Source organism: Paracoccus sp. MBLB3053 (genome assembly GCF_031822435.1).
GTDB classification, from domain to species: Bacteria; Pseudomonadota; Alphaproteobacteria; order Rhodobacterales; family Rhodobacteraceae; genus Paracoccus; species Paracoccus aurantius.
In genome coordinates, this window is sequence record NZ_JAVQLW010000001.1 from 2,766,562 (window position 1) to 2,779,640 (window position 13,079).

Genomic DNA, 13,079 nt, shown 5'->3' on the forward strand with positions numbered 1-13,079 from the left:
ACGGATGATTCGGGCGGATGATGGACAAGACAGGTGCGGCGCAATCCAACGGCGAGGGGAACGGGAACCGCATTGCCGTCCTGCGCCGCCTGATTGCCGAACGCGCGAGGGCGCGCGGCCTGTCTCTCGCCCAGGGGCAGGATCGTCTCGAAATACCGGTCGATCGGGCCGCGGCCATGGCACTTGGCCGGGCAGCCGAAAAGCAGCATCGCCTTGCCGTCTTTGTCGAAAAGGTCACGGAAGGTCAGACATCCCTTTCGGAAATCGCCGAGCTTCTGCCCGAACAGGCCCTGCTGGCCGTGGTCGAGGGCGGCCCCGACCAGCTTGGCGTCGTGGCCCTTTGTCCCGCCTTCCTCGCCTCGGTGATCGAAATGCAGGCGCTTGGGCGGGTCACGTCGCGACAGGCTCAGCCACGCCGCCCGACCCGTACGGATGCCGCGATCTCGGCCGAATTCGTGAACGGCCTTCTCGCGGAACTGGGGCGCGAATTCGCGCTGAGCGCAGAGATGCCCGGCTTTGCCGCATTCCGATATGCGACCTATCTCGACGATGCCCGTCCGCTTGGCCTGATGCTGGAGGACGGGCCGATGTATCGGCTTTCGCTAAGCTTCCGCATCGGAAGCGGTGGCCAGCGGGACGGACAGATCCTGGTCGCCCTGCCGACTCGCCTTGCCGAGGATGCGCCTTCCGCGCGGCGGAACGACCATGCCCAGATCCAGGCATTGCCGCCCTTACCGCAAGCGATCCGGACGTCTCTTGCGGGAGCGGTCCAGAAAGCACCGGTCCAACTGCGCGGCATTCTCTGCAGGCGCAAGGTAAGCCTGCAGGCCCTCAGGGGAATGAAGTCGGGAACGCTCATCCCGCTGCCCCCGAACGCGCTGAACGACGCCCGCGTCGAGACCGCCGGAGGTCAGTTGCTTGCCCGCGGCAGGCTGGGAGAAATCGACGGGTTCCACGCCATCCGGCTGCAAGCCGGTTGCGACGAGCAGTCCTCTCCCGAGGCCACGTCAACGACCACGCGGCTGATCCAGGAAACGGCTGCGCCCGAAAACCGCTCTTCTGGCCTTGATCTCGACCGGGCCGACCCCGTCGAATCCTCGACGGCGCAGGACTTCGGCGATTTGCGCGCCGCGCGCTGACCGCGCGGCAGAGATTGTCTTCGCGGATGGTGACAAAACAGGGTTTTTACCCGCCGACATTGCGGCCATTTGCCCTCCCCGCCTCCGAAACGTGCAGATTCCCCTTGAAAAGCCGGGCGTCTGGACGCATGTAGCTTGCGCCCGCACACAGGCGGATCACCCCTACAGGAGAGAACATGGCCAAGGAAGAAATGCTCGAATTCCCCGGCGTCGTGAAGGAACTCCTGCCCAATGCGACATTCCGGGTCGAGCTAGAGAACGGCCATGAGATCATCGCACATATGGCAGGAAAGATGCGCAAGAACCGTATCCGGGTTCTGGCCGGCGACAAGGTTCAGGTGGAAATGAACACCTATGACCTGACCAAAGGGCGGATCAATTACCGCTTCAAGTAAGCTCTCTGCCTCATCTGCGGCGATGCCGCAGATGCAGCGACAGAACAGGGCCACGAACATGACTGATACGAACACCCCCCGCCCGGACGAATCGGCAAGCGGGGATTTTCATATTCGGACACGGCTTGTCCTTGGCTCGGCCAGCCCGCGTCGGCTCGAGCTTCTGGCCCAGATCGGCATTCGCCCCGACCAGGTCATGCCCGCCGACATCGACGAAACCCCGAGACCCCGCGAAGACGTGCGCGACTATACGTCGCGCATGGCCCGCGAAAAGGCGCAGGCGCTCAGCGGCCAGGCTTCCGGCGCCATTCTTTGCGCCGATACCTCGGTTGCGGCCGGTCGCCGGATTCTGGGCAAGCCCGCTGACGCGGACGAGGCCCGCGCCTTCCTGCGGCTTCTGTCCGGGCGACGTCACCGGGTTCTGACTTCGGTCGCGCTTGCCCATGCCGGGCGGCTTCACGAAAGGCTCGTCGAAACAACGATCCGGCTGCGACCCCTGAACAATGCCGAGATCGAGGATTACATCGTTTCGCAGGAATGGCAGGGCAAGGCCGGCGGCTACGGCATTCAGGGCCGCGCCGGTGCCTTTGTCGCATGGCTCCAGGGGTCTTACAGCGCCGTCGTCGGCCTGCCCCTGGCAGAAACCGCAACTTTGCTCGCCCATGCAGGAATCCGGGGGATGAAGGAATGAAGGGACGCCAGATCGTTCTGGGACAGGTCTTCGGTCGCGATGCCGCGGCATTGATGCAGGACGGCAGGCTCGAGGACCTGATCATCGACGCCGGCAACCTTACCCCGCTTGCGCCCGGAGCGATCTGCCGCGGCCGCGTGGACAGGCTGGTCAAGGGCCAGGGCGGTGTCTTCCTGCGCCTGCCGGATGGCGAACGCGGCTATCTGCGCGATCGCAGCGGCCTGCGCGAAGGTCAGACCATCCTTGTCCAGGTCAATGGCAGCGCCGAAGACGGCAAGGCCATTCCCGTCAGCTCGCGCCTGAACTTCCGCGGCCGCCATGTCATCGTCACGCCCAGCACTCCCGGCGTGAACGTCTCGCGCCGGATCCGCGAACAGGAGATCCGCGATGAACTCGCGCAGCTTGGTGAAGCCGCGATCGAAGAGATGGCAGAGCGGCCGGGCCTTGTCTTCCGCAGCGTTGCCGCATCCGCGGAACTCGACGAAATTGCGGATGAGCTGAACCAGCTTCTTGAGCTTGCCCGCAATGTCCTGGCCGATCATGACGGACCGCCCGAACTGCTGCTGGACGCCCCCGAGCCGGGCGAGGCCGCCTGGCAGGACTGGGCCGAGCCCGAACCCGACTCGGTCGAAGATGGCCCCGATGCCTTCGAGCAGACCGGCGCGACCGAAGCGGTCGAGTCGCTGCTTTCACCGCGCGTCGATCTGGGCGGCGGCGCCTGGGCCGAGATCGAGCCCCTGCGCGCGCTTGTCGCGATCGACGTGAACACCGGATCGGATCACACGCCGGCAGCCGGGCTCAAGGCCAATATCGCCTTGGCTCGCGATCTTGCAAGGCAGCTTCGACTGCGCGGACTGGGCGGGCAGATCGTCGTCGATTTCGCCCCCATGCCCAAGCGCGATCGCGGCACGCTCGAACAGATCCTGCGCGCGGCCTTCAAGACGGAATCGGCTGAAACCGTCCTGATCGGCTGGACTGCGATGGGCCTTTACGAAATCAGCCGCAAGCGCGACCGCCTGCCGCTCAGCCGCCTCGCCGCGGCGGAGAAGGCGTGATGGCCTGCCCGATCTGCGGCAAGCCGGCGGACGAGAAATACCGCCCCTTCTGCTCGCGTCGTTGCGCCGACGTTGATCTGGCCCGCTGGCTGCGGGGGGATTACCGCATCCCGGGCGAGCCCGTCAGCGAGAGTGAAAAAGAAGATTAAGTTTTTGCTTTTTCGCTCTGGACACGGCCGCGCGGGTATCCTAGTTACGCGCCTGCCGAAAGCGAAAAGGCAACGGCGCCCGGATAGCTCAGTTGGTAGAGCAGCGGATTGAAAATCCGCGTGTCGGTGGTTCGAATCCGCCTCCGGGCACCACTTTTTCCCCTTGAAATCGTTGGTGTCTCGAAGACGCAAACATGTCTGTCTCTCGACCGAGAGAAGACGTCTTTCATGCGACGTTCGGCTGTGACGTGCAAAGGCACCCCTTTGGCCGCGTCAGCGACGAAAGCGGCAGCCCTTCAACCCGTGCCCAGCCTCGGATCACATGGACGCCTTCCGCGGGAAGCATGCATTGCACCTGGCGCGCCCCATCCTTCGTCACAAGGGTCCGTTGCCAACAAGCCGGACTGGCGGGGCCGGCCCTGCGGTCGGATCGGATTTCGAAGCGGCGAGTTCCGCCCGGTCCCCAAGCGCTTTTCACGCCGGCGCGTCACGCGGCGGTTGAACGCCGCCCACGGGATCAAATTCCCGGCAGCAGCGGGGCGTGCGGCGCTGGGGCCGACCTGTATATAAGAACAGTCTCGACCAGAAACTGTTTGACGGACGATTTGCCAATGGGCCCAAATGCGCTGGAAAGCAGGCCCTTGGTAAGTTGTGAATCGGTTGGCCGGGATTTTAAGCAGGACTCACTTTCTCATTAACAAATTTCAAGAACAATAAGTTAAGGGACATTCCTGCCGAACTCCTCCCGACACGTTCGAGAAAGACGGAGTTGGACTTTGCGCCTGAATGATGCTGCGCTGGTTGTGGACATGGACGGCACGCTCATCAAAAGCGACAGCCTTCATGAAACGCTGCTTCGGCTGGTGGTCGAACATCCCATTCCCTCGATCGGCCTGCCCGGCCTGGTCACGCGGGGGAAGCCCGAGTTCAAGCGCCTGGTCGCCGATCGCAAGATCCTGGCCCCCGACAATCTGCCCTATAACGAGGCCGTCATCGAGATGGTGCGGCGGGCACGCGCCGAAGGACGGACAACGGCCCTTGTCTCGGCCGCGGATCACCGACAGGTGGAAGTGGTCGCGGCACATCTTGGCCTTTTCGATCTGGCCGTCGGGACCGGCGCGATGGCGGCCGGCGCGGGCAATATCGCGGGCTCCGGCAAGGCCGCGCTGCTGCGCCAGACCTTCGGGGAAAAGGGGTTCGACTATATTGGCGACAGCCGGGCCGACCTGCCGGTCTGGGCCGCCGCACGCGATGCCTATGTCGTCGGTCCATCAACGGGCCTGCACAAGGCGGCCGAGGAACACGGGCTGCGGCTGATCGCCGTCGACAAGCCGGGCCCGCGCTGGCGTCCCGCCCTGCGCGCGATGCGTCCCCATCAATGGTCCAAGAACTTCCTTGTCCTGCTGCCGGCCCTTGCGGCGCATGATCTTTCGGCGCTCGGCCCGGCCCTGATCGCCATGTTGATCTTCTGCTTCGTCGCCTCATCGGTCTATCTGCTGAACGACCTCATCGACCTTCCCTCGGACAGGGCCCATCCGCGCAAGCGCCTGCGGCCCTTCGCCTCGGGCGCGCTCAAGATCCGCGACGGGCTGATGCTTGCGGCGGGCCTGATGGTGGTGTCGCTTTTGCTGTCGCTGGCGCTGCTGCCGCCGCTGTTCCTTGCCGTGCTCGCCCTCTATTTCGTCACGACCTTTGCCTATTCGATCTGGCTCAAGCGCAAGGTCCTGATCGATGTGGTCACGCTGGCCGGACTTTACACCTTGCGCATCATCGCGGGCGCGGCCGCGACCGGGATCATCCTGTCCCCCTGGCTGCTCGGCTTTTCGATGTTCATCTTCTTCTCGCTCGCCGCGATCAAGCGTCAGGCCGAGCTGACTGATTTCGGCAAGAACGGCGACGAAAAGCCTGCGGGCCGCGGTTACATGGCAAGCGACCTGCCAGTGGTGCGCGGCATCGCGATCTCGGCCGGTCAGGCCGCCGTTCTCGTCTTTGCGCTATATGTCAACAGCACCGCGATCGAAGACCTCTACAAGCGCCCGGAACTGATGTGGCTGATCTGCCCCATCCTTCTCTACTGGCTGGGCCGAATGGAGCTGATGACCCATCGCGGCTACATGTCCGACGACCCGATCGTCTTTGCCGCACGCGACAGGGTCAGCCAGGTCTGCGTTCTGACCATGGCGCTCGTCGTGGTCGCGGCCGTCTTCGGAGGCTAGTCATGAACCGCAATTCGGACCGCGACCTTGCATGGCTTCTCGCAATCGGGCTGGCGCTGCGCATCATCTGGGCGCTGATGGTGCCGGTCGAACCCGTCTCGGACAGCTGGGCCTATGCAAACTTTGCCCGCAACATCGTCGAGCACGGCGTCTATGGCGGGCAACCCGACCAACCCAGCGCCTATTGGGCGGTCGGACCCGCCGCGATCACCGCCGCGACCTTCCTCATCTTCGGGACGGAAAGTTTCGTCGGCGTGGTCCTTCTCAACCTGCTGGCGGGCGCGCTGATCATCCTGCTGATCTATCGGATCGGTGAAATCTGGTACGATCAGCGAACCGCGACGATCGCGGCCCTGATCGCGGCGCTCTGGCCGAACCTGATCTTCTTCACCTCGATCCTGTCGAGCGAGATCTGGTTCATCGCCCTGACCCTCGGCGGTCTGTGGTTCCATGAAAGACGTGACGGCCGAGCCTGGCTGAACCTGCTTCTCGCCGGCGTCATCTGGGGCCTCGCATGCTATGTCCGGCCCGTCATCCTGCTTTTGCCGGTCGCCCTTGCGCTGGTCGCCCTGCCCGATGGCTGGCGCGCAATTCTGCGGGCCGGCATCCGCGCCGCGCTTCTGGTCGGGCTGATCGTTCTGACGGTGTCGCCCTGGACCTATCGCAATGCCCGCACATTCGGGAGCCCGGTTCTTGTCTCGACCAATTTCGGGCCGAATCTCTGGATGGGCAACAACCCCGATACAACCGGCGGCTACATGCCCCTGCCCGAGCGGGTCGGAGAAATGGACGAGATCGAGCGTGCCGAAACGCTGAAGTCCGAGGCCAAGGATTACATCAGATCCGAGCCGGTCGCCTTTGTCGCGCGGACCCTGCGCAAGGTTGCGCAATTGCACGAACGCGAAACCATCGGCGTGGTCTGGAACGGCGACTTCCTCACCCAGACGATCGGCCAGCCCGGCCTGCTGGGCCTGAAGCTGATCGCGACGGGCTATTGGTTCGCCGTGCTGGGACTTGCAGTTTTCGCCGTCGCGCTGCGTTTCGCGCAATCCCCCGCACGGGCGCTCTTTCATCCTGCGATCGCCGGTTGGGCCTATTTCACCATGCTCCACGCAATCACCGTGGTCGAGGATCGCTACCACATGCCCAGCGCGCCCTTCATCGCCCTGCTGGCGGCCGCCAGCGCCAACTATCTTCTGCAACGGCGAAACCTGCCATATGCCAGCCGGAAAGAGCGGAGAACGACATGAACCACTGGCTTCTCATCTTCATCGCGGCCGCAGCGAATGTGGTCTTGAACCTCTGCCTGAAACAGGGCGGGCGCGACCTGAACACGGCGGGCCTCGTTCCGCTTGTCGGAAGCATCTTCGTGTCGCCCTGGATGTGGGCCGCGGTGGGCAGTGCGGTGATCCTTCTGTCGGCCTTTGTCGCGGCGGTCAGGGTCTATTCGCTCAGCCTGACCTATACGGCGGTCACCGCGCTTGCGATGGTCACGCTGACCGGGCTTGGCATCGCACTGCAGCAAGAGGCCCTGTCGCTTGGAAGGCTTGCAGGTCTGGCCCTGATCGTCGGCGGCCTGATCGTCATCGCCATCAGCAGCTCTGCGGCCTGAGCGTGAACATCCGCCGCCAGGCCCTGCAATGAGGCGGCATCCCGCCCCTCGACCCAATCCGCCCAACGCCTGATCGCCTTTGAACGGCATTGGCGGGCATCTCGGCCAGACAACCGGGATTGCTCACGTGTCGGAAAGGTTTGCCTTTCGCAGACCGCAGGTCGCTTAGCCGCACCCGCAGCCACATTTGAGGCACCCCGCGGCGAATGGAGGCATGGAATCCGAAGCGGACGGTCGAGCTGCGCCTATTCTGCCGCCTCAGCGGTGTCCGGTGGTCGGCCCGTCTCCGAAAGCTTCGGAATTTGCGACAAACCCTCGAATTATTCCCAGGTTTCGAACCAGGTTCTACGACTACGGAACGCTCGACCCTTGAAACTTGACCAATGCGCAGTGTGGGCGCACCGTGAAACGGTGGGCGCTCGACTTGAGGAATGTGGATTCATACAGCGTCAAAGGTGGGATCGCCTTCCAGGCTGAAACAGTGGTCAGGGAACGGTTAGTCATGAAACAGGCAAGGTCGGCGACAGCACTGGCGATCGCGGCGCTGGCGGGGGGCACGGGAATGGCCTCCGCTCAGACGCTTTCGCTTGGAGATTTTTACGTCAAAGCTTTTGGCGGCGCGGCCTGGCCGCAGAATTTCGACACCACCCTCAAGGAAGATGGCGAGCAGATCGCCCGCCCCAGCTTCGACTACGAAACCGGGTATACTCTGGGCGTCGCGGTCGGCGCAGCCCTCACGTCGAATATCTCGATGGAGATCGAGTATGCCTACCGCAGCTTCGATGCCGCCATCACGGACCGCGACGAGGATGACGAAAGCAGCAGGGCGGACGGTGATTCCTCTGCCAACGCCTTCATGTTCAACGCGATCTACATGTTTGACGGCATGGGCGCGACTGGGGCGATCCGGCCCTATCTCGGCGGCGGCATCGGCGGGGTCAACGTGGAGACGAGCGTCCCGGGCCAGAATTACGACGCCGATACGTTGCTTGCCTACCAGCTGATCGGCGGCGTTGGCTACGAACTGAACCCCAATGTCACCCTCTACGCCGAGGGACGCTGGTTCCAGACCGAGTCGGGCAGGTTCGACGGGCCGGGCGGGGATTATTTCGACGGCAAGCTCGAAAGCTTCGACCTGCTCGCCGGCCTGCGCTACACCTTCTGAGCCTCGCGATCTGATTTTCAGGGCCTGTCCAATGCCCACTTCCCGCCCGGCCTGTTGAACCACCCCCAGGCTTGGCAGGATCGAGCATCCGCAACGAACCTTCGCAATGCGATACCTCGCGGCAGCGTAAGCGAAAGGCCGCTTCACCATGGCCAACCCGGCCAGAGGCAGATGCCCTGACAAGAAATTCAGACCTGGCTGATACTTTTCAAGATGATCTTGGTGGAGCCAAGGGGAGTCGAACCCCTGACCTCTTGAATGCCATTCAAGCGCTCTACCAACTGAGCTATGGCCCCACCGGAGGTCAAGACAGCGGCGCGCGCCGTCCTTGTGGAGCGTCGTATAGGTAGCTCGGAAATCGGGCGCAAGCGGAAAAGCGACCTTGGCGCAGATTTCTTCATCGCGTCGTCACATGCCCCGGACCAGGCTCACGCCCCGCGTTCGCGCCCATCCGGCCGCGCCGGTCGCAGGCGCCGCCCCGTCAGCCGCAAGCGATGCATCCGGCACGGCGCCTGGCGGCCTTCCGGGGCGCCCTTCCTCCTTGCTATACTCGGCAAAATCCCCTAGCTAGCGCGCTGAAACGCTGCGGGGGCGCGCGGCGGCTTGCCGACGTGCCCGGGACTTTCCCTTCCCCCGCATAATGGTTGGATGAAGGAACGCAAATGCAGGTCAAGGAAACCCAGAACGAAGGGCTGAAGCGCGGCTATGAATTCACCCTGCCGGCGGCCGATCTGGCAGCCCAGGTGGAAGCGAAGCTGAAAGAGGCCCAGCCCGAAGTCGAAATCAAGGGCTTCCGCAAGGGCAAGGTCCCGATGGCGATGCTCAAGAAGCAGTTCGGCCAGCGCGTCATGGGCGATGCCATGCAGGAAGCGATCGACACCGCCCTGAAGAACCATCTCGAAACCTCGGGCGACCGTCCGGCGCTGCAGCCGAAGGTCGAAATGGTCAATGGCGAGACCTGGAAGGAAGGCGATGACGTTGTCGTCACCGTTTCCTACGAAGCCCTGCCCGCCATCCCGGAAGCCGATCTTTCGGGCGTCGAGCTTGAGCGCCTGGTTGTCGAAGCCAGCGAAGAGCAAGTGACCGAAGCGCTGGAAAACCTTGCTAAGAACGCGCAGTCCTTCGAGGACCGCAAGAAAGGCACCAAGGCCAAGTCGGGCGACCAGGTCGTGATCGACTTCAAGGGCATGGTTGATGGCGAAGCCTTCGAAGGCGGCACCGCCGAAGACTATCCGCTGGTTCTGGGCTCGAACAGCTTCATCCCCGGCTTCGAAGACCAGCTGGTCGGCGCCAAGGCCGGTGAAGAAGTCAAGGTCGAGGTGAAGTTCCCCGAGGATTACGGCCACCCGACGCTCGCCGGCAAGGACGCGGTCTTCGAGACCACCGTCAAGGCCGTCAAGGCGCCGAAAGCCGCCGAACTCGACGACGAGCTGGCCAAGAAATTCGGTGCCGACGACCTGGAAGCCCTGAAGGGCCAGATCCGTCAGCGGCTCGAGGCCGAATACAAGGGCGCCTCGCGCCAGATCCTGAAGCGCGCGCTGCTCGACAAGCTGGACGGGCTGGTCAAGTTCGACCTGCCGGAATCGCTGGTCGAAGCCGAAGCCGGCCAGATCGCGCACCAGCTCTGGCACGAAGAGCATCCGGAAGAGCACGGCCACAACCACGGCGAAATCGAGCCGACGGAAGAGCACAAGTCGCTCGCCGAGCGTCGCGTTCGCCTTGGCCTGCTGCTCGCCGAGATCGGCCAGAAAGCCGAAATCACCGTCTCTGACCAGGAAATGACCCAGGCCGTGCTGAACCAGGCCCGTCAATATCCGGGCCAGGAACGCGCTTTCTTCGAGTTCATCCAGCAGAACCCGCAGGCTCAGCAGCAGCTGCGCGCGCCGATCTTCGAAGACAAGGTCGTCGACCACATCGTCGAAGGCGCCAAGGTTGCCGACAAGCCGGTCAGCAAGGAAGAGCTGGAAAAGGCCATCGAGGCCCTGGACACGCTCTGATCGGACAGATCAGCCGGAATTCGGGCCGTCCCTTCGGGGGCGGCCTTTTTCGTTCTGGGCGCCGGCTTCTTCCGCCTGTCCCGCAGGGCAAGATGGCAAAATAAAAACGCCCCCTTCCGGGGGCGTTTCCATCAAACCTGTCCGGTCAAATCAGAAGCGGTAGGCCGCGCGGATCTGGAACAGGTCGGTGTCGAGGTCGGCGCCATCGACGTCGGCCACGTCCGAGAAGTCGTTGCGGGTGTATTCCGCGCCAACGGTGAACTTGTCGTTGATCATGTAGTCAGCGCCGATACCGTAGGTGATACCGGTTTCCGACAGATCGTCCGCTTCCAGCTGGGCGACGCCGAGCGTGGCATAGGGCAGGAACTTGCCCATGTCGTAGCCGGCGCGGCCGCGCAGGCGCCACAGGTCGCCGTCTTCGTCCGTGTCATCCATGCTGATGCGGTTGTAGTCCAGTTCGCCGCCCAGGACGAACGAACCGAAGTCACGCATGTAGCCGCCGTGCACGCCATATGCGTCGAAATCGCTATCCGCGGACTCGCCGGCATAGCTCAGCTCGGCATTGCCCTTGCCGTACTGGACACCAGCGTAGAAGCCCGACCAGTCGGCCACCGGCTCGACGGTTTCAACGACCGGAACAACCGGGGTTTCAACGACCGGGGCAACATAGCCACCAGCCGAAGCTGCAGTTGCCGACATGCCGGCCAGGATCGCGTAATATGCCATTTTCATGGTCTTTTTCTCCTTTATCGAAGGACGGCCCGACTAGCAGTTGCCTTGGGGAGAGTGAAAGCAAATGATTGTGATGGTCATGAGCGGGCCTCCGCCGTTCGCGGCGGTGCGGGCCGACCCGCGGGGTGATCTCGCCGGTCGGTGAAAGGGCCCGAAGGGCGCACCGCGGCCAAGCGGATGGGCGAGAAAAAGCTGCGCCGGTCATCGCCGCGATCCTGATCGCAAGCGCGGACCAGCCGGGCAGCTAAGCTGTGCGATGCGCCCCGGCAGGGCCGATCAGGCGCGCAGACCTGCTCCGGTCGAGCGTGCCGAGACGGGGGCCTGCCCCGCGCCTTCAGCTATCCTTCCACTTCCCAAGTGACGCGACGTCCCGGAATTGATGCATCCCGTCGCATTTTCGCGCGGCAATGTCGGTTTCCGCCATGTTCGCTGACCCGATCGGGTATCGAACTCGGTCTGGTAGGAGCGAGGCATCATCACCGGTCACCGGCCAGCAACGCGGCGGGACGCGAAATGGGAAATGCGGCTGCATTTCGCCATCCGTCACCTTGCAGGGTTCTGATCCCTGCGGTCGGGACCTCGGGATGATGCCGCAAGGAGGAGCAAAGGAAGATGAGCAATTTTGGTGTGGTTTACACCGGCCCGGGCAAGGTCGAGGTCCAGAAGATCGACGATGCCAAGATGGTCGCACCGAATGGCCGCAAGCTTGAGCACGCGGTCATCCTGAAGGTCATTTCGACCAATATCTGCGGTTCCGACCAGCACATGGTCAGGGGCCGGACGACGGCGCAGGCCGGGCTGGTCCTGGGTCACGAGATCACCGGCGAGGTCATCGAGATCGGCTCGGATGTCGAGATGTTGTCGGTGGGCGATGTCGTCTCGGTGCCCTTCAACGTGGCCTGCGGTCGTTGCCGCTGCTGCCGCGAAGGCGATACCGGCGTGTGCCTGACCGTGAACCCCGAACGCGCGGGCGGTGCCTATGGTTACGTCGACATGGGCGGCTGGATCGGCGGGCAGGCCCGCTACGTCACCGTGCCTTATGCCGATTTCAACCTGCTGAAATTCCCCGATCGCGATCGCGCGATGGAAAAGATCCGCGACCTGACCATGCTGTCGGACATCCTGCCGACCGGCTTTCACGGCGCGCTTCAGGCAGGGGTGGGCGTCGGTTCGGTTGTCTATGTCGCGGGCGCCGGCCCGGTCGGCCTGGCTGCAGCGGCCTCGGCCCGCATCCTTGGCGCAGCCGTCGTGATGATCGGCGATTTCAACAAGGAACGGCTCGACCATGCCTCTCGCGTGGGTTTCACGCCGGTCGACCTGTCCAAGGGCGACAACCTGCCCGAGATGATCGCCGACATCATCGGCTCGCCCGAAGTCGACGCGGCCATCGATGCCGTCGGCTTCGAGGCGCGCGGGCATTCGGGCGGTGAACAGCCGGCGATCGTGCTGAACCAGATGATGGAAATCACCCGCGTTGCCGGCAAGATCGGCATACCGGGCCTTTACGTCACCGAAGACCCGGGCGCCGTCGACGATGCCGCCAAGACCGGCAATCTCTCGATGCGTTTCGGACTGGGCTGGGCCAAGGCTCATACCTTCCACACCGGCCAGACCCCGGTGCTGAAATACAACCGCCAGCTCATGCAGGCCATCCTGCACGACCGCCTGCCGATCGCCGATATCGTCAACGCCACGATCATGCCGCTGGAACGCGCGGCCGAAGGCTATGCCAGCTTCGACAGCGGCGTGGCCAAGAAATTCGTGCTCGACCCGCACGGGCTTCTGGCCGCCTGACCGCCTTTGAACCGTTTCCCGCCCCGGGCCGATCGCGGACCGGGGCGGTTCTTGCCCTGAAACCATGCAGCCCCCCGACCCTTCGCGCGCGCATCGTCCGACGGCTTGCAACCTTGCGCCAAACTCGTGACTAA

General features: G+C 63.7%; 12 protein-coding genes and 2 tRNA genes. 12 read left to right on the forward strand and 2 right to left on the reverse strand.

The window, feature by feature from the left end; genetic code table 11:
• Positions 1 to 17: 17 nt before the first annotated feature.
• The 10 genes from RGQ15_RS13785 to RGQ15_RS13830 all read left to right on the forward strand — a co-directional run bounded on the left by RGQ15_RS13785 (position 18) and on the right by RGQ15_RS13830 (position 8,422).
• Positions 18 to 1,139 (forward strand): FliM/FliN family flagellar motor switch protein, encoded by a 1,122-nt coding sequence (locus tag RGQ15_RS13785; protein ID WP_311160890.1) that lies wholly within the window; start codon positions 18 to 20, stop codon positions 1,137 to 1,139.
• Between the two features lie 176 nt (positions 1,140 to 1,315).
• Complete coding sequence (gene infA / locus RGQ15_RS13790) at positions 1,316 to 1,534, forward strand: translation initiation factor IF-1 (protein ID WP_010397442.1); 219 nt, start codon at positions 1,316 to 1,318, stop codon at positions 1,532 to 1,534.
• Between the two features lie 58 nt (positions 1,535 to 1,592).
• Positions 1,593 to 2,225 carry a Maf family protein gene (locus RGQ15_RS13795; protein ID WP_311160892.1) on the forward strand — a complete coding sequence of 211 codons (633 nt, stop codon included), beginning with the start codon at positions 1,593 to 1,595 and terminating at the stop codon, positions 2,223 to 2,225.
• Positions 2,222 to 3,280: a ribonuclease E/G gene (locus RGQ15_RS13800; RefSeq protein WP_311160894.1), complete on the forward strand. Its 1,059-nt coding sequence runs from the start codon at positions 2,222 to 2,224 to the stop codon at positions 3,278 to 3,280. Before RGQ15_RS13795 ends, RGQ15_RS13800 begins: the two co-directional genes overlap by 4 nt.
• Positions 3,280 to 3,429 carry a DNA gyrase inhibitor YacG gene (locus tag RGQ15_RS13805; RefSeq protein WP_311160895.1) on the forward strand — a complete coding sequence of 50 codons (150 nt, stop codon included), beginning with the start codon at positions 3,280 to 3,282 and terminating at the stop codon, positions 3,427 to 3,429. The genes RGQ15_RS13800 and RGQ15_RS13805 overlap by 1 nt, the downstream gene beginning before the upstream one ends.
• Before the next feature lie 77 nt (positions 3,430 to 3,506).
• Positions 3,507 to 3,582, forward strand: a tRNA-Phe gene (locus tag RGQ15_RS13810).
• Between the two features lie 623 nt (positions 3,583 to 4,205).
• The gene (locus RGQ15_RS13815; RefSeq protein WP_311160896.1) at positions 4,206 to 5,645 is read left to right on the forward strand and encodes a UbiA family prenyltransferase; all 1,440 of its coding nucleotides are present in this window, start codon (positions 4,206 to 4,208) and stop codon (positions 5,643 to 5,645) included.
• Positions 5,646 to 5,647: 2 nt separating this feature from the next.
• The gene (locus RGQ15_RS13820) at positions 5,648 to 6,895 is read left to right on the forward strand and encodes a glycosyltransferase family 39 protein (RefSeq protein WP_311160898.1); all 1,248 of its coding nucleotides are present in this window, start codon (positions 5,648 to 5,650) and stop codon (positions 6,893 to 6,895) included.
• Complete coding sequence (locus RGQ15_RS13825; RefSeq protein WP_311160900.1) at positions 6,892 to 7,257, forward strand: DMT family transporter; 366 nt, start codon at positions 6,892 to 6,894, stop codon at positions 7,255 to 7,257. Before RGQ15_RS13820 ends, RGQ15_RS13825 begins: the two co-directional genes overlap by 4 nt.
• A gap of 502 nt (positions 7,258 to 7,759) precedes the next feature.
• Positions 7,760 to 8,422 carry an outer membrane protein gene (locus tag RGQ15_RS13830; RefSeq protein ID WP_311160901.1) on the forward strand — a complete coding sequence of 221 codons (663 nt, stop codon included), beginning with the start codon at positions 7,760 to 7,762 and terminating at the stop codon, positions 8,420 to 8,422.
• Between the two features lie 220 nt (positions 8,423 to 8,642).
• Here RGQ15_RS13830 and RGQ15_RS13835 read toward each other — a convergent pair.
• Positions 8,643 to 8,718 (reverse strand) — tRNA-Ala (locus RGQ15_RS13835).
• A gap of 366 nt (positions 8,719 to 9,084) precedes the next feature.
• Between RGQ15_RS13835 and tig the strand changes: the two genes are divergently transcribed.
• Positions 9,085 to 10,419 carry a trigger factor gene (gene tig, locus RGQ15_RS13840; protein WP_311160902.1) on the forward strand — a complete coding sequence of 445 codons (1,335 nt, stop codon included), beginning with the start codon at positions 9,085 to 9,087 and terminating at the stop codon, positions 10,417 to 10,419.
• A gap of 150 nt (positions 10,420 to 10,569) precedes the next feature.
• On the opposite strand, the gene RGQ15_RS13845 is transcribed toward tig, so the two are convergent.
• Entirely contained in the window at positions 10,570 to 11,151 is a 582-nt protein-coding gene (locus RGQ15_RS13845) for an outer membrane protein (RefSeq protein WP_311160904.1), read from the reverse strand.
• A gap of 612 nt (positions 11,152 to 11,763) precedes the next feature.
• On the opposite strand from RGQ15_RS13845, the gene fdhA reads away from it, so the two are divergent.
• Positions 11,764 to 12,945, forward strand: coding sequence for a formaldehyde dehydrogenase, glutathione-independent (gene fdhA, locus RGQ15_RS13850; protein ID WP_311160905.1), 1,182 nt, complete (start codon positions 11,764 to 11,766; stop codon positions 12,943 to 12,945).
• Positions 12,946 to 13,079: the final 134 nt, after the last annotated feature.